The sequence below is a fragment of the Nitritalea sp. genome (assembly GCF_054166705.1).
The window spans coordinates 730,960-747,549 of the sequence record NZ_JBSZCV010000008.1; the positions used below are offsets into that span (position 1 = coordinate 730,960).

General features: G+C 50.9%; 15 protein-coding genes. 10 read left to right on the plus strand and 5 right to left on the minus strand.

The window, feature by feature from the left end:
• Window positions 1-237 precede the first annotated feature (237 nt).
• The 3 genes from ACXIT9_RS07110 to ACXIT9_RS07120 all read left to right on the plus strand — a co-directional run bounded on the left by ACXIT9_RS07110 (window position 238) and on the right by ACXIT9_RS07120 (window position 4,253).
• Window positions 238-2,259: a S9 family peptidase gene (locus ACXIT9_RS07110; RefSeq protein WP_458055532.1), complete on the plus strand. Its 2,022-nt coding sequence runs from the start codon at window positions 238-240 to the stop codon at window positions 2,257-2,259.
• 180 nt (window positions 2,260-2,439) lie between these two features.
• Complete coding sequence (fumC, locus tag ACXIT9_RS07115) at window positions 2,440-3,840, plus strand: class II fumarate hydratase (RefSeq protein ID WP_458055533.1); 1,401 nt, start codon at window positions 2,440-2,442, stop codon at window positions 3,838-3,840.
• Between the two features lie 5 nt (window positions 3,841-3,845).
• Window positions 3,846-4,253 (plus strand): hypothetical protein, encoded by a 408-nt coding sequence (locus ACXIT9_RS07120; RefSeq protein ID WP_458055534.1) that lies wholly within the window; start codon window positions 3,846-3,848, stop codon window positions 4,251-4,253.
• 245 nt (window positions 4,254-4,498) lie between these two features.
• On the opposite strand, the gene ACXIT9_RS07125 is transcribed toward ACXIT9_RS07120, so the two are convergent.
• Window positions 4,499-5,527, minus strand: a complete 1,029-nt coding sequence (locus tag ACXIT9_RS07125) for a sugar phosphate isomerase/epimerase family protein (protein ID WP_458055535.1) — start codon at window positions 5,525-5,527, stop codon at window positions 4,499-4,501.
• 67 nt (window positions 5,528-5,594) lie between these two features.
• Window positions 5,595-6,089, minus strand: a complete 495-nt coding sequence (locus ACXIT9_RS07130; protein ID WP_458055536.1) for a hypothetical protein — start codon at window positions 6,087-6,089, stop codon at window positions 5,595-5,597.
• A gap of 114 nt (window positions 6,090-6,203) precedes the next feature.
• On the opposite strand from ACXIT9_RS07130, the gene ACXIT9_RS07135 reads away from it, so the two are divergent.
• Window positions 6,204-7,934 (plus strand): amidase, encoded by a 1,731-nt coding sequence (locus ACXIT9_RS07135; RefSeq protein ID WP_458055537.1) that lies wholly within the window; start codon window positions 6,204-6,206, stop codon window positions 7,932-7,934.
• 88 nt (window positions 7,935-8,022) lie between these two features.
• On the opposite strand, the gene ACXIT9_RS07140 is transcribed toward ACXIT9_RS07135, so the two are convergent.
• Complete coding sequence (locus tag ACXIT9_RS07140; RefSeq protein ID WP_458055538.1) at window positions 8,023-8,934, minus strand: universal stress protein; 912 nt, start codon at window positions 8,932-8,934, stop codon at window positions 8,023-8,025.
• Between the two features lie 93 nt (window positions 8,935-9,027).
• Between ACXIT9_RS07140 and ACXIT9_RS07145 the strand changes: the two genes are divergently transcribed.
• Together ACXIT9_RS07145 and ACXIT9_RS07150 are read left to right on the plus strand one after the other, a co-directional pair.
• Window positions 9,028-9,582: a 2'-5' RNA ligase family protein gene (locus tag ACXIT9_RS07145; protein ID WP_458055539.1), complete on the plus strand. Its 555-nt coding sequence runs from the start codon at window positions 9,028-9,030 to the stop codon at window positions 9,580-9,582.
• 6 nt (window positions 9,583-9,588) lie between these two features.
• The gene (locus ACXIT9_RS07150; protein WP_458055540.1) at window positions 9,589-10,194 is read left to right on the plus strand and encodes a hypothetical protein; all 606 of its coding nucleotides are present in this window, start codon (window positions 9,589-9,591) and stop codon (window positions 10,192-10,194) included.
• A 25-nt stretch (window positions 10,195-10,219) separates the two neighbouring features.
• Here the strand turns inward: ACXIT9_RS07150 and ACXIT9_RS07155 are convergent, their stop codons facing one another.
• Window positions 10,220-10,708 (minus strand): DUF6702 family protein, encoded by a 489-nt coding sequence (locus tag ACXIT9_RS07155; RefSeq protein WP_458055541.1) that lies wholly within the window; start codon window positions 10,706-10,708, stop codon window positions 10,220-10,222.
• 85 nt (window positions 10,709-10,793) lie between these two features.
• On the opposite strand from ACXIT9_RS07155, the gene ACXIT9_RS07160 reads away from it, so the two are divergent.
• Together ACXIT9_RS07160 and ACXIT9_RS07165 are read left to right on the plus strand one after the other, a co-directional pair.
• Window positions 10,794-11,375 (plus strand): HupE/UreJ family protein, encoded by a 582-nt coding sequence (locus ACXIT9_RS07160; RefSeq protein WP_458055542.1) that lies wholly within the window; start codon window positions 10,794-10,796, stop codon window positions 11,373-11,375.
• 177 nt (window positions 11,376-11,552) lie between these two features.
• Window positions 11,553-13,883: a M1 family metallopeptidase gene (locus ACXIT9_RS07165; protein ID WP_458055543.1), complete on the plus strand. Its 2,331-nt coding sequence runs from the start codon at window positions 11,553-11,555 to the stop codon at window positions 13,881-13,883.
• A 121-nt stretch (window positions 13,884-14,004) separates the two neighbouring features.
• On the opposite strand, the gene ACXIT9_RS07170 is transcribed toward ACXIT9_RS07165, so the two are convergent.
• Window positions 14,005-14,427: a nucleoside-diphosphate kinase gene (locus ACXIT9_RS07170; RefSeq protein ID WP_458055544.1), complete on the minus strand. Its 423-nt coding sequence runs from the start codon at window positions 14,425-14,427 to the stop codon at window positions 14,005-14,007.
• A gap of 249 nt (window positions 14,428-14,676) precedes the next feature.
• Here ACXIT9_RS07170 and ACXIT9_RS07175 point away from each other — a divergent pair, with 249 nt between their 5' ends.
• Both ACXIT9_RS07175 and ACXIT9_RS07180 read left to right on the plus strand, forming a co-directional pair.
• Window positions 14,677-15,657 carry a DHH family phosphoesterase gene (locus ACXIT9_RS07175; RefSeq protein ID WP_458055545.1) on the plus strand — a complete coding sequence of 327 codons (981 nt, stop codon included), beginning with the start codon at window positions 14,677-14,679 and terminating at the stop codon, window positions 15,655-15,657.
• Window positions 15,644-16,588: an FKBP-type peptidyl-prolyl cis-trans isomerase gene (locus tag ACXIT9_RS07180; protein WP_458055546.1), complete on the plus strand. Its 945-nt coding sequence runs from the start codon at window positions 15,644-15,646 to the stop codon at window positions 16,586-16,588. The genes ACXIT9_RS07175 and ACXIT9_RS07180 overlap by 14 nt, the downstream gene beginning before the upstream one ends.
• The last annotated feature ends 2 nt before the right edge of the window (window positions 16,589-16,590 follow it).

Sequence of the window (16,590 nt, forward strand, 5' to 3'; positions counted from 1 at the left end):
AAGCACTAATACTACATAACGAAAGAGGTATAAAGGAATTTTTTTTCATGATAATTGGTGTTGTAGAAGAAAAGAATCGAGGCCGAAAATTTATTTGTCTTTTATAGATAAAGCGAAATTAAACCCTTAAATCGCTTCGCTTTTGACGCCTGCCTACGCTATTTTCGCTTTTTTCCATAAAAATCTGCACGTGAGATACTGTCTTATTGCTTATATTGAGCATAAAAATAGACTCCTATGCATGTAAACCCTATGAATTTCTACCGGGCAGGGCTGCTGGCTATAGGCCTCCTGGTCAGCGGGGCCGAAGTGGCGCTGGCGCAAAGTGCAAGCCCGGCAGCGAAAACCCTCCAGCTGGAAGATCACCTGGATTTAATTTCAGTCTCCAACCCGCAGCTGGCGCCTGACGGGAAAGAGCTCATCTACACCCGAGGCTGGGTGGATAAGGTGAACGACAGCCGAAAAAGTGAGCTATACATCATGGATGCGGATGGCAGCCGTAACCGCTTCTTTGCGAAGGGCTCCTCTCCCCTCTGGTCTCCCGATGGTAAAAAGGTGGCCTTTTTGGCCGCAGGCGAACCCTCCGGCAGCCAAATTTTTATCAAACACCGTGATCTGGAAGGGCAGACCCAGCTCACACGCCTAGAGCGCAGCCCTTCCTCCATGGTCTGGTCCCCCGATGGCAAGTACATCGCCTTCACCATGCTGGTCCCGAACCCGGAGGCCCTGTCGATCAAGCTTCCCGCCCGCCCGAAAGGAGCCAAGTGGCTGGAAGGCCCTCGTGTCATCGATAAGCTGACCTATCGCCGCGACCGGGTGGGCTTTCTCGAAGATGGCTACACCCAGATTTTTATCGTGCCTACGGATGGGGGGCGCCCGCGCCAATTGACCAGCGGTCCGTACAACCATGGCAGTCTCAGCTGGACTCCCGATAGCAAGGAGCTTTTATTTAGCAGCTACCGCGAAGAAAATGCGGAATACGCCTACCGGCAGTCCGAAATTTATGCCGTAAAGGTGGAGGACCAAAGCGTACGTCAGCTAACGAAAAGAAACGGCATCGACCGCTCCCCACTTGTATCTCCGAATGGCAAGCTAGTCGCCTACGTCGGCTACGACTGGACTGACGATACCTACATCGAAAATAAACTGTATGTGATGAACATCGATGGCACAGAGCCGCGCGAGCTTGCAGCCGACTTCGATCGTTCGCCGAGTGATCTGATGTGGGCACCGGATAACTCCGGCATCTACTTTAATGCCGATTATAACGGGACGCGCAATTTGTACTTTGCACCCCTCCGTGGGGGGCACCGGGCCATTACCAGCGGAAATCACATGCTCACTGTGGGCTCCATCAGCAAGGACGGCCTGGCGGCAGCGGTGATGACAGATTTTTATCGCCCGGCAGAGCTGTACACCTTCCGCCTGAATAATCCCTCTTTAAAGCCTTTAACGGAGTTTAATAGCTCCCTGCTCACCGATGTGCAGCTGGGTGAGGTGAAGGAGATCAACTACCACTCTACCGATGACCTTCCCGTGCAGGGCTGGCTGGTGCATCCGCCAAATTTCGATCCTGCGAAGAAGTATCCGATGATTTTAGTTATTCATGGTGGCCCCCATGGCATGTATAATGTGGGCTTTAACTTCACCTGGCAGCATCATGCCGCGGAGGGTTACTTAGTGCTCTACACGAACCCACGCGGCTCCTCTGGCTATGGTTCTGACTTCGGCAATGCCATCAAGAACGCTTACCCCGGAAAGGATTACGATGACCTGATGAATGGCGTAGACGAAGCCCTGAAGCTCGGCTATGTGGATGAACGTAATCTCTTCGTCTACGGCGGCAGTGGAGGCGGAGTGCTGACCTCCTGGATTGTAGGCCAGACGGATCGCTTTGCGGCAGCATCGGTCAACTTTCCGGTGACCAACTGGCTCTCCTTTGTGGGCACCACAGACGGGGTGAGCTGGTATAAAAATTTCGCAAAGTACCCCTGGGAGGATCCTTCCGAGCACCTACAGCGCTCCCCGCTGATGTATGTTGGGAATGTCACGACGCCGACTATGCTCATGTGTGGAGAGGATGACCTACGCACCCCGATCGCTCAAACGGAAGAATATTACCAAGCCTTAAAAATGCTGGAGGTGCCTACCGTGATGATTCGCTTCCGAAATGAGTTTCATGGAACGGGAAGTGTGCCCTCGAACTATCTGCGGACGCAGCTCTATTTGTATGCCTGGTTCGACAAGTACAAGCGGTAGATGAGCGGGCATGTAAGCGATTCACCTGCGGATCAGGGTTAGGGCTTCGCCCAAAGTGGAGCCACCGGCACGGATCAGCGGTAACCATAGAAAATTAGCGTTTTCCGCGTTTATTTTCTATGGTTATTCAGCTGGCGGGTGTTAATTTAGCGTGGTTAAAACAAAATTCCAAAAGAGACCATGAGCATACGCATAGAAAAAGACACCATGGGGCCTGTAGAGGTGCCTGCAGACAAGTACTGGGGAGCACAGACGCAGCGTTCGATTAACAATTTTAAAATCGGAGGTGCGCGTAACCGCATGCCACTGGAAGTGATTCACGCTTTTGCGATTTTGAAGAAGGCAGCAGCCCTGACAAATGCAGAACTGGGTGTACTCGCTCAGGAGAAGGCAGACATCATCGCGCAGGTTTGTGATGAAATTTTAGCCGGGCAGCATGATGAGCAGTTCCCCCTAGTGGTCTGGCAGACAGGCTCTGGAACGCAGTCGAACATGAACTCAAATGAGGTGATCGCTTATCGCGCGCATGTGCTTCAGGGCGGTAGCCTGACGGATGAAAAGAAAAGTATTCACCCGAATGATGATGTCAATAAATCCCAGTCTTCAAATGATACCTTCCCCACGGCCATGCATATCGCTGCCTACAAGATGGTCGTGGAAACGACCATTCCTGGAGTAGAAAAACTGCGCGACACCTTACAGGCCAAGTCGGAAGCGTTTATGGAAGTGGTTAAAATCGGCCGCACCCACTTCATGGATGCTACACCGCTTACCTTGGGACAAGAGTTTTCTGGCTATGTGGCGCAGCTCAACCATGGCCTGCGGGCTTTAAAAAATACCCTTCCGCATCTGTCCGAGCTGGCCTTGGGAGGTACGGCAGTTGGAACAGGTCTGAACACGCCAAAAGGCTATGCGGAACTGGTGGCCAAGAAAATCGCTGAGTTTTCTGGCCAGCCTTTGGTAACAGCACCGAATAAATTTGAGGCCCTGGCCGCCCATGATGGCATCGTAGAGGCACACGGCGCACTCAAGCAGCTCGCCGTTAGCTTAATGAAAATCGCTAATGACATCCGCATGCTGTCTTCTGGCCCACGCTCAGGTATCGGAGAGATCTTAATTCCTGAAAACGAGCCGGGATCCTCTATCATGCCTGGGAAGGTGAATCCTACACAGGTAGAAGCCCTAACGATGGTAGCGGCCCAGGTGATGGGGAATGATGTCGCTATTTCTGTAGGCGGTGCGAATGGCCACTTTGAGCTGAATGTGTTTAAGCCCATGATGGTGACCAACTTCCTACAGTCTGCCCGTCTTATCGGAGATGCTTGCGTGTCTTTTAACGATAACTGCGCAGTGGGCATCGAACCGAATTATCCGTTCATCAAGCAACACTTAGAAAATTCGCTGATGCTGGTTACGGCTTTGAACCCGCACATCGGCTATGAAAATGCCGCTGCTATCGCGAAAAAGGCACATAAGGAAGGAACCAGTCTTCGTGAGGCCGCCTTGGCACTTGAATTGCTAACAAATGAGCAGTTCGACGAGTGGGTGAAGCCCGAAGATATGATTGGAAGTCTAAAATAAACGATATGAAGACCCTAGTAAAAATGTTTTTCGCCTTGCTTTGCGCTGCCTTCTTGGCGGCCCCAGCATGGGCTGCCGGTGATGTTTCTGAGCGTGTCGCAGCCATCGATGCACGCGTGCAGGAAGTTTATGCCATGGATTTTTCGACCCTTAGCGCGAAAGAACGTGCCGCGCTCCGTAAAGAGATGCGTGCGCTTAAAAAGGAAGTAAATACCTTATTTACTCCGAAGGAACGTGCTGCGCTCCGCAAAGAGATGCGCGACCTCAAAAAGGAAATGAAGGCCACCGAAAAAGAGCCTAGGGCTAACGCCACAGCCTCGGAAAACATGAAAGAGGGTCCAAGAGGAAATGGGCTGTATATTTCTACAGGTGCTTTAATCATCATTCTGCTCCTGCTAATCATTCTGCTCTAAGCGTTATGATCTAGGGAGTGGCTTCTAAGTAAGCCAAAAAATACAAAAAAGCCTGACGCTTCACACGTCGGGCTTTTTTGTGCAAAAGCTATAGGGTGCGTAAGGACGAGATTTCCAATCCAATCAGGCCCTTTTTCGAGCGCCATCTACTTTTATACATACATTCTTTTTAGCTACTCGGATTTTAATTTAAAAACGCGTGATTCGTCTCTCCTTCCAGAGGGCTTCTTCCTAACGCTGCTAGTTTATAAAGCAGCGGAATCACAACTCCAATCCAGCCCGCTGAGGTGCGTATAGGCAGTCTGAATCGCTTGTAGCGGCTCCTGAGTCAGGTCTTTTTCGAGGAAATAATGTTGGACCCCCGCCTGCTGTGCTGCGCAGAGGATGTCTTGGAGTGGGAGTACTCCCGCCCCTACATCGGTTAAGAAAGGAAACAGGCTCATCCATTCCTCAGGACTTCCGCCATCCCCTTGGAAGCGGCGAAGCTCCAGCATGTCTTTAACATGCAGCGACACAAAGCGCTTCGGATGCTCCCGCAAGTAGCGCAGCGGGTCAGCTCCGGCGGCTGTAAACCAGAAGATGTCTAGCTGCATCTTTACCAGCTCCGGGTCTGTACGTTCCAAGAGCAGGTCGAAAGGGATGACCCCTTCCAGCTCTTGATGTCCATAGCCATGGTTATGGTAGAAAAATTGCAGGCCCTCTTTTTGGGCGGCAGCCCCCACTTCATTAAAAATATCGGCACTGCGCTTATAGCCGTCCAGGTTCATGCGCATGGGAGCCGGCAGCATGGCGATCCCTACTTTTTCATGGCCCACGATCTGAGCGGCTTCGGCTATGGCTCCCATGTTTTCCTGTAGGCTATCCAGCTCGATATGGATGCTGGGTGCACGGAGACCATTTTCGTCCAGCAGGGCGCGCACCTCTTTCGGGCTGAGGCCATAGTAGCCACTGCCGCTTAGGCCCATGGAGCCTGCGCCCACCTTCCAGGCTTCCTGTGCTGCCCGGGTGCTGTAGGCATAGGGTCCGAAAAGCTCTATTTCCGCGTAGCCGGCAGCGGCGATTTCGCGGAGCGTCCCAGCGAAATCCTTATCTAAGGAGCGGGGTAGGGTAAAACAAGCCAAGCCCAGCGGCGGATGGGAGTGATTTTTTTGTTCGGACATCTCTTCGGTACTTTCGGTATCAGAGGTAGCGGCGGGGCCGCAAGACCAGGCCAGCCCGGCACCTAAACCGGCCAAAGCCAGAGAGCCAGACTTTATAAATAGGCGTCTTTGCATGGTTTGAGGACGTTTTTGGTTCAATTAAATCAATTTTACGGAGAAAAACGTCCCTTGACCTGCTTTTTTACTGTTTTTTGTTTTGGGAAAGCCCCTTTTTTTGCCCAGCGGGCGCCTCTTCTTCCTCCGGAAGGCTCGCGATGTAGCGGCGTACCTGCCAGCCTCGCACCAGAACGATGCCGAGGGGGATGAGCCAAAACAGCTCGGTGAACAGGAGGTGAAAAAGACTACGCTTGTTCCATCCGAGCTCCGGCGCGAAGCCGACGCTGAACCAGATAGCGGCGATGATTTTCCCTACCATGCCGGCCATTAAGAGGTAAATCCAGCTAATCGGATAAAAAGCACTTAAAAACAGTAAAAAGCCGGTAAGCATTCCGAAGGCGCCGAGATACTGCGCACTTAGGCTGCTTTCCCAGGTGCTTTGCATGGCGAGCCAGCGCAGCACATCTTCGCCGAAATACCGAAAAAAGGCCGCCCAGGCGAAGCTGTACATGCCTGCCAGGAGCAAAATGCCGCGCATGGGCATCGGAAAAATAGGGATGGAAGTGTTCGTCGTCGACATAATTTAATTTCGTTTCCTCTACCTATGCTAACCATTTCGGGCGAAGAGATGTTAAGCGCTTAAAAGTATTTTCTATCTTTAACGCATCAGATACAACAAAGCTACGCAGTTTATATGAAAAAAAAATTACGTTTTGTCCAAGGGCTGGCTGCGGCGGGTCTGCTCGTGATGGGCGGCTACCTCCTCGGGCGCCAGCAGATAGTGGCGCTGACTCCGGAGATGCTACAGCAGGCGGCACAGGTGATCGACCTGGAATTCGAAGCAGCACAGCTGGATAGTATGTTGGGAAATGTGACGGCAAATAGGGCCTCTTACGGCCGCATCCGGCAGCAGGAGTTGGAAAATTCGCTGGCTCCAGCGCTCTACTTCAATCCGCTTCCACATGGGTTTACGCCTCCTGGGCCTAGTGCGGAAGCGCCGGACTGGGGACTGCCTGCAGCCGCTGCGGTAGCCCTGCCTGAGCGGGAGGTGGATATTGCTTTTTTATCGGTGGCAGAGCTGTCGGTCCTGATTCGGGAGCGTAAATTGAGTTCGGAGCGCCTAACACGGATTTACATCGACCGGCATAAGGCATTCGGAGATACGCTGGAGGCAGTGATCACCCTGCTCGAAGAGCGTGCATTGGCGCAAGCCCGCCGTGCTGACTCCCTTTTGGCCGCAGGCACCTACTTGGGGCCTTTGCATGGGATCCCCTACGGGGCAAAGGACCTGCTCGCCGTCAAGGGGACGAAGACTACCTGGGGTGCGATGCCTTTTAAAGAGCAAGTGATCGAGGAGACGGCACATATCGTGGAGCGGCTAGAAGCAGCAGGCGCGGTGCTGGTGAGCAAGCTGACGCTGGGGGCGCTGGCGATGGGGGATGTGTGGTATGGCGGTGTGACGAAGAACCCTTGGAACCTACAGCAGGGGGCGAGTGGCTCCTCCGCGGGCTCAGCATCGGCGGTGGCGGCGGGTTTAGTCCCCTTCGCGATCGGCACGGAGACGCTGGGCAGCATCGTGTCACCTTCCACGCGGAATGGAGTCACTGGGCTGCGGCCTACCTTCGGGCGAGTAAGCCGGCATGGAGCCATGGCGCTCAGCTGGTCCATGGATAAAATCGGGCCGATTTCACGCTCTGCGCTGGATAATGCGCTGGTGCTGGACGTGATTCAGGGAGCGGATGCGAAGGATAAAAGCACAGTGGCGGCAGGCTTCACCTATCAGGCGGGCCGAAAAGTGGAGGACTTAAAGATCGCCTATATCGAGTCCTATTTTCGTGGGGATGGCGCCGGGGCGCAAAATGACCTGGCTGTCCTGGAGTCGCTACGGGCGGCGGGACTCCGTTTGGAGCCAGTGAAGCTGGATGTTGACATAGCTTCGCGTGACCTTATTATCATGCTCTATGCGGAAGGTGCTGCAGCTTTCGATGCGCTCACCCGAAGTGGGGAGGATAAGCTTCTCGTGGCGCAAGATAGACGCGCCTGGTCGAACACGTTTCGCTCAGCGCGCTTTATTCCGGCGGTAGAATATATCCAGGCGGCACGTGTTCGGAGTCAGCTGCAGGAGGCTTTTCATGCTTGGATGCAGGAATACGATGTGGTGATCAGCCCCTCCTTTGGCGGTAGCCAGCTGGCCATCACGAATCTGACAGGCCACCCGGCCCTGTGCATGCCAAATGGCTTCACGGAAAATGGCACGCCCACTTCGATTACTTTTTTGGCAAATTTATTCGAGGAGGAGAAGCTGATCATGCTGGGACGCTTTTTTCAGGAGCGTACGGACTGGCAAAACCGGCGTCCTGTGCTCTTCGATCGGGACCCGACAGCTGCTGAGCGTGTGGCGAAACGCTCCTTTTACCTAAATTAGGGAGTCGCCACACGGGCTAAAGCCTAAAAAAAGCCCTTTTGGTCCGCTAACTGGTACCAAAGGGGCTTTTTTATACGCGTTTTCGGACTTACAGGCGGAAAAGGGCCTCCAGAAAGCCCATGTTCTCCCCTTTTTGCTTCAAGATAAGCATGGGAATTGTATAATTGGCATGGACTAATTTTTCAGCCGTGCTGCCCAGTAGGACGGCCGCTGAGCCACTACGTCCTCTGCTCCCCATGAGGATGAAGTCGGATCTGTGGGCTTCCGCGAGGCGAAGAATTTGTTGGCCACTTTTCCCCTCTTCTTTGGCCTCGAAGAGGCAGTCGAAGGCGGGGAGCTTATTTTTTTCGAGGAAGCGCTGAAAGGCCTTTCGCGCATGCCCTTCCATGATGCTGGTAAACTCCTCGCGGGATTTACCCGTTTTTGAGTAGCCAGCGGGGACATCAAAGAGGTGCAGGCCAGTAAGTCGGGCTTGCTCCGTTTTCAAAAACGTCTGTGCGCTCTCCCAGGTCCGCAGGGAGTGGGAGGAAAAGTCCATGGGCATGAAGAGATGCTGTGGCGCCAGCGCCTCCGCTCTTTGGGTAAGGAAGAGGACCGAGCAGGGGGCCTTTTCCGCTAGGGACTTGGACAGGCTTCCACTGCCGGGCAGCTGCTCCTTTCGGCCGCTGATGAGCAGGTCTACGTCCTTTATTTTCGCCCAGCGCAGGACGGTTTCCAATTTATTCCCTTCTTTCACCAGCACCTCTACGGCTACTTTATGGCCGGAGAAGGCTTCTGCGGCCGCTTGTTCCAGTGCGCTGGCGATCCCTTCGTCCACGGGGGCGAGCAGGTCTGGGTACTGGCTGCGTAGCTCCTCTGGCAGCTCTAGGTTGGCCGCCACGTGGATCAGGTACAGGCGCTCGATGCCCAGTACATCGGCCATAGCGGTAGTTTTTTTCAGTAGAAGGGCATCCATTTCGCTGAGATCCAGCCCCAGCATGGCGGTTTTAAATTGGCTCATGGTTGAATAAGGTAAATTTTCACCGGCAGTGCCGGCTACAAAGGGTTAAAATAAGCAGCTTATCCCTAACTTTACAAAAAAAAGTTGATAGACATGCCAAAAACGCTGGCGAAGTACTTCCTGGCATGGATTCCACCCGATCCGCTGTATGCCGCCGCGGAGGAGCTGAAGGGGGAGTTGGAGCGGCGGTATGCTTTGCGCTACGCGCAAAAGTCCCCTTCTCATGTCACCCTCAAGATGCCTTTTTCCCTGGTAGCATCCAAGGAGGGGCTGCTGATCCGGCAGCTAGAGGCCTTCTTTGAGGGCCAGGAGCCGATTCCGCTTCATCTGAAAGGCATGGGGCAGTTTCGGGGGCGCGTGATCTACATGCGGGTGCTGCCCAGTGAAGCCCTCGCGCAGCTGCAAAAGGCCTGCGTTCAGCATCTGCGCAGGAGCTATGGATGCCCGGAAGAACTGAGCGATCTAAACTTTCAGCCGCATTTGACTGTTGCCTTCGGGGACATAAAGAAGCGAGATTTTCCCGAGGTGTGGGCTTGGGCACGAACCTTGAGGCCCGACTTCCGAGTCAGGTTAGAGTGCCTCCACCTGTTAAAAAAAGTCGATGGCCGCTGGCAACCCCTGCGCGCTTTCCCACTCATGAGACCTTAAAAAAGTATGAACAAACCTTTCCATTCTCTTACGGCTTATTTAGCTGTATGTCTTTTGCTTAGCCTCTTTTCTGCCTGCGGGGTGAAAGAGGTGACTTTAAACGTAAAGGAGCGTAAGGCCCTGCCTAAAAATAGTGAGGCCTTCCTGCTGCTGTATGCTTCGTCGAATTTTGAGGTGCAAGAAATTAATGAGACCAATTTTGAGCGGATTTTGCTGCCGGCATTGAAGGACGAGCAGCTTCTGGGTCGTGGACAGCTCCTGCGTGATGCCCTTCAGAAGGAGGTGCGGCCGACGCTGGTGATGAGTCCCGAACGCATCTTTCGACGGAATCCCCCCACTGGCCTGAAGGATTTCTTTTACCGTGTGAAGTATGAGCTGGAGGTAGATTATGTCTTGCTCTATGTCGAGCAGCAGCTGCATACTTTCCAGACGAACCCCGAGGCCATCGGCACGAAAGGCACCTTTCTGCTGATGGATGCCCGTGATTTAGGGGTGGCCTGGTCGGCCAAAGTAAACGCTACCGCAAGCCGTTTTTCGAATGAAAAAGTAATTCTAAAGGCCTTGGCACCCGACATAAAAGAGGCTTTAGCTGAAAGTGGGATGCGTTTTTAAGAGGAATCTCCTTTACATGCGTTCTTTAGCGCAATTTCAGACTTCCGGAGGGCTTGTTTTTCGTTAAAATCAAGCTCTTCGGTTTTTTATCGCGGAAAAAGTTGACGATGTTCTGCTGTCCGCGGAAATCGTCTACCAGTATGGTGCAGTGAATTTCCACCTCCTCGGGCAAAGTGGCAGGCCCGGACTCCAGGTAAAACCAGGCGGCATCCTCTTCGATTTCGAATCCCAAGTAGTTCATTTCCATCCACTTTCCATTTATCCGCACACGGTTATGCGTCAAGAGATAGCGCTCGATCTGCTGCTGCAAGCGCTCCGGATCCGCGGGATTAAGGAAATCTACAGGGCTCTCGGCTTCTTTGGCCAAGGCCACCTCCAGATCATCCCAAAATATCTTTTGGGAGATTTCCAGCTGGGTCGTCTGTGGATTATACCGAATGTCGGTGAGACTGATATAAAAAGGATGACTGTTCCACCAGAAAATGAACGTAAAAAGCAGTGAAGTACCGAGCATTCTATTTTGATTTTTTTACTATATGTGCAAAATATGCCTTAATATTACGCTTCGAAATTAAGGATAAGTTTTTCAATTTCCAGATATGAATCAGTTTCAGTTGTATTTCCAATTGGGTATTCAGCACATTTTAGACTTAGACGGCTTTGACCATATATTATTTGTTATCGTGCTTTGTGCCCTGTACATGCCGCGAGACTGGAAGCGTATCCTCATATTGGTGACCGCTTTTACGCTGGGGCATTCGTTGACATTAGCGCTAGCCACCCTGAACGTTTTACAGGTGAATGAGGAGCTGATCGAGTTTTTGATTCCGGTTACGATAGCGATTACTGCGCTGACAAATGTGTTTAAGCCCCGCCCGAAGGTGGGCAGTGGTCTGCAGTTGAACTACCTCTATGCAGGACTTTTCGGTCTTATTCATGGGCTGGGCTTTTCGAATTACCTGCGCTCTCTTTTGGGTAAGGAAGCTTCTATACTGCAACCTCTTTTTGCTTTTAATGTGGGTTTAGAGGTGGGGCAGCTGGTGATTGTGGCCTTGTTTCTGATTTTCACGAGCATTTTTGTGGGGATTTTCAGCATGCCGAGGCGGGACTGGACGCTGGTAACCTCTGCCGTGGTGCTGGGGATGGCCATCATGATGCTCCTCGACGCCCGTTACTGGTAGCAGACCCGCTTTTTAAGGGTTTAGGTGGGGCGGCTTGTGCTATCTGGTTTTTTTAGCTCCGTTTGCAGTGGAAATTTCGGCTTGATAAAGAATTTTCTTTGGGTTCTGCGTCCTGCTGTGTATCTTGGCATTTATTATTTTGGTTAAAGAAGTGCTTATGGCACAAAAATTAGTGATATGAAAAAAATTCTTTACTTCTTAGCTGCTGGTTTACTGGTTTCGTCTCTGGCGGAGGCGCAGTGGAGTGAACAGCGGCATGCGGAGCGTTTCGAGCAGCTCGGGCCGATGCTCCGTTCTCCAAATGTGTACCGTACGGCTTCGGGAGCTCCTGGTCATCTGTATTGGCAGCAGCAGGCCGATCATGACATCGAGGTGGAGTTAGATGATGAGAAGCAGGCGATTAAAGGGTTTCAGACCATCACCTATTATAATAATTCTCCTGATCCGCTTTCGTATTTGTGGATTCAGCTGGACCAGAACGAACGCGCTGCTGATTCGAATACACCGAAAATTCAGGAGTCTCGCATTAATCCGCGCATGAATTTGCGCCAGCTAGAGGGAATTCTCTGGCATGATTTGGATATCGGGCTGAAGATTAACTCGGTGAAGGATATGCAAGGAAACGATATTCCGGTCACCATAAATAAGACGATGATGCGTCTGGACTTGCCACAGGCTTTACAGCCAGGTGCGCAGGTGCAGTTTACGGTGGACTGGGCATTTAATATCCATGACCGCATGAGCTTTATAGGGGGACGTCCCGGGTATGAGTTTTTCGAGGCGGATGGAAATTACTTGTACACGCTAGCAGAGTGGTTCCCGAAGATGGCGGTGTACTCAGACTTTGAGGGCTGGCAGAACAAGCAGTTCGTAGGTCGTGGAGAGTTCGCTCAGGTTTTTGGCGATTATAAGGTAAAAATTACGGTGCCAGCAGATCATATGGTGGGGGCTACGGGCGTGCTTCAAAACCCGGAAGAAGTGCTGAGCGCACAGGAGTTGGCACGTTATCGTCAGGCGCAGCAGACTTACGATAAGCCGGTGATTATCCGTACGCAGGCGGAGGCCGAGCGTCTGGAAAAGCAGCGTTCACGCGAAAAGAAAACATGGATTTTTCATGCAGAGAATGTGCGTGATTTCGCTTGGACGTCGTCCCGCAAATTTATTTGGGATGCGATGGCTGTGAAGCAGGGAGGGAATGACGTACTGGCCATGTCGTATTATGGCAAGGAAGGCAATCCACTTTGGGAGCAGTATTCTACCCGTGTGGTGGCGCATACCATCAAGTCTTATTCTGAGAAGACTTTCGATTATCCATATCCGGTGGCGATCTCGGTAGAGGCCAGTAATGGGATGGAATATCCGATGATCTGCTTTAACTATGGCCGACCGGATTCGGATGGCACGTATTCGGACGCGGTTAAGTATGGAATGATTTCCGTGATTATCCATGAGGTGGGGCATAATTACTTTCCGATGATCGTCAATTCCGATGAGCGGCAGTGGTCTTGGATGGATGAGGGCTTGAACACCTTTATGCAGTTCTTAGCCGAGCAGGAATGGGACAGAGACTACCCTTCACGTCGCGGCCCTGCTCATAAAATAGCTCCTTACATGCGTAGTGAGAAGCACCTTCTGGAGCCGATCATGACCAATTCAGAAAATATCATTCAGTTCGGGCCGAATGCTTATGCCAAGCCCGCTACGGCCTTAAATATTCTGCGTGAAACGATCATGGGGCGTGAGCTTTTTGATTTCGCTTTCAAGACCTATGCACAGCGCTGGATGTTCAAGCATCCTACCCCAGAAGATTTTTTCCGCACGATGGAAGATGCTTCAGGGGTGGACCTCGACTGGTTCTGGAGAGGTTGGTTCTTCGGGACGGACGCGGTAGACATTTCCATTGAACATGCGAACTGGTACAAGCTGGATAACCGTACACCTGCACAGCGTAAGGCGGCGCTGCGTGAGGCCTTCGATCGTGAGGAGAGCTCTGTTTCCAGAACGTATAATAAAGAAGACATCGCACAGACGGTAGTGGAAGCGGATCCTGCCACGCGTGATTTCTACAACAGTTACGATCGTTTCACGGTGACGCCTGAGGATGAGAACGCGTACAAAAACTTCATGTCCTCGCTTTCTCCGAAGGAAAAGGACTTGTTAAACTCAGGCATGAACTTTTATGAGTTGCACTTCAAAAACATCGGCGGACTAGTGATGCCACTGATTCTACAGTTTAACTACACCGACGGCACTTCTGAGGTGGAGCGTATTCCGGCGGAGATTTGGCGACTAAATGAGCAGGAGGTCACGAAGGTCTTTGCGAAGAAAAAAGAGGTAGCAAGTATTGTGCTGGATCCTTATCGGGAGACGGCAGACATCGACGAGTCGAATAATTACTGGCCGCGGCAGTTTACACCTTCCCGTTTTGAGCTCTTTAAGAGTAGTGGGGGAGCCCGCGGGGTCAGTACGGGGGATAATCCAATGAAGCGCGCGCGCAGCAGACGATAAGTAGGATTTCCTTTGGCCCTAGGCCAAAAACAAAAAAGCACCCGAATAGCGATGAAGCTGTCAGGGTGCTTTTTTTTAGCTGCACTCAGGCCATGAAGTGCCGGCGGCAGCGAGGTGCTACTTAAGCGATGCGCTCGAAAGAAGAAAAGAAGAAGTTTCCTTCGATCTGAGCGTTTTCGTCAGAGTCAGAACCGTGTACGGCATTCGCTTCGATGGAGGTAGCAAATAATTTACGGATCGTGCCTTCAGCGGCATCTGCTGGGTTCGTGGCGCCGATTAATGTACGGAAATCTGCTACAGCGTTTTCTTTTTCTAAGATCGCGGCGATGATCGGTCCAGAAGACATGTACGCACATAGATCCGCGTAGAAAGGACGCTCCTTATGTACAGCGTAGAACTGTCCTGCTAATTCAGCGCTTAGTTGAGTCGCTTTTAAGGCAATGATTTTAAAACCAGCCTCTTCGATCATTTTAAGGATAGCTCCGGAGTTTCCTGCGCCGAAAGCATCCGGCTTGATCATGGTAAACGTTCTGTTAGTTGCCATTTAATTTTCTTTAGAAATTATAGTCAAAATCTTTAAGCTACAAAAATAGGCAGATCCGGCGAAGTTCCGAAGAAAGCCAGTAAAATAGTCGGTAGCCGCTTGTAGGTGAACGGATTAGTGAAATTCGGAATTCTCGAATAAAATCATGACCTTTGCAAATTACGAAGCTCATAACGAGAGGAATAAGATACAATGCCATTAGATTCGTTTAAAAAACAAATCGCCACGCCCAAGAAAATCGTTGTTACCATGCATTATAAGCCCGATGCGGATGCTTTAGGCTCTTCATTAGGATTAGCGCATGTGTTAGCGAAAAAGGGACATGAGGTGACGGTGATTAGCCCTTCGGATTATCCGGAGTTTTTACATTGGATGAAGGGAAATGAGGGAGTGCTAAATTTTGAGAATGAAGCAGAGACAGCGCATGTTATAAAGAAGCTAGAAGAGGCGGAGATGATATGCTGTTTGGATTTTTCCTGCTTGAGTCGCTTGCAGGCGATGGCTCCTTACGTACGTGAGAGTTCGGCGTACAAGGTGATGATCGACCATCACCAGGACCCGGAGGACTTTGCTGATTTTGTTTATTGGAGTACGGATGCGGCGGCCACCTGTGAGTTGGTGTATGAGTTATGCTGTAAAATAGGCGAGACAGCGCTGATCGATAAAGACATAGCGGAGTGCTTATACGCAGGTATTATGACCGATACGGGTGGTTTTCGCCATCCGAATACCACGAAGAATGTCCATCTGATCACGGCAGAGCTGATCGGCTTAGGTGCAGACAATAGTAAAATATCTCGGCTTATTTACGATACGAATAGCATCAATCGCTTGAAGTTTATTGGCTTCGCGATTACGCGTCGATTGGTGATATTAGAGGAGTATAAGACTGCCTATTTCGCGATAAGCAAAAAAGATTTGCGTAAGTATGCCTCGAAAACGGGAGATACGGAAGGTTTAGTCAACTATGCTTTATCTTTAGATGGGATAAAGGTAGCGGCCTTATTTACAGAGCGTGAGGATGCGGTAAAGATTTCTTTTCGTTCGGTAGAGCAGGTGGCGGTAAACAAGTTCGCTGCGTCTTATTTCGATGGTGGAGGCCATAAAAATGCAGCTGGCGGAAAATCTAACTTGACATTAAAAGAAACGGTCTCCAAATTTGAGGGACTAATAAAAGAAAACTATTCAAATTTAATTACTCAATCTGAGCTTGTCGATGAAAACAGCTAAAGCGATCGTTTTAGGTCTTGCCTGCGTAGGTGCGGCCGCCATTTTTACATCTTGTGATTCTACGGAAACGCGTGAAACTACGGATGGTATCAAGTACACATTAATCAAACAAGGAAAGGAAAAGCCTAAAAACGGTGAGTTCATCCTGTATCATTTACAGGTAACGAATGCGAAGGATTCTGTTTTTATTTCCACGGACGATCAGGGATCTCCTGGTGTGCTGCAGTATAATGATTCGATACCTGCTCAGACGGGTATGGATGAAATCTTTTTAAATTTAAAGAAGGGGGATAGTATTTTCATCGAAGATAAGGCGGTGAAGGTGTTTGGTGCTGGCTCTGTACCCTTCTTTTTACAGGAAGATGATAAAGTAAAAATTAGCATCGGTGCGTTTGCAGTGATGGGCCAGGAGGAAGTAGAGGCCTACTTTGCGCAGCTCCAGGAAAAGCAGGCACAGCGTGAGGAAGAAAAAGCTTTAAAGCAGCTGGAAACAGATACGCAGCTGATCGAGGACTATTTAGCAGAAAATAATATTAAAGCTACTAGGACAGAGTCAGGCCTTTATTACGTTATAAAGGAGAACGGTAATGGACCGGCCATCGAGGCTGGTAAAACAGCGGCTGTACATTATGCAGGCTTCCTTTTAGACGGAACTATCTTCGATACGAGCATGAAGAGCGTGGCACAGGAAAATGGCATTTTCAACGAGCAGCGTGATCAAGCTGGCAACTATACACCATTCGAAGTTCAGGTGGGTGTAGGTCGTGTGATTCGTGGCTGGGATGAAGGGCTCGCTTTACTGAAAAAAGGTGACAAGGCGACTTTATATATTCCTTCTCCGCTAGGTTATGGTCCGCGACAGTCGGGACCTGTGATCGGCCCTAACTCCGTTCTTGTCTTTGATGTAGAAATCGTAGACGTGATGGATTAATA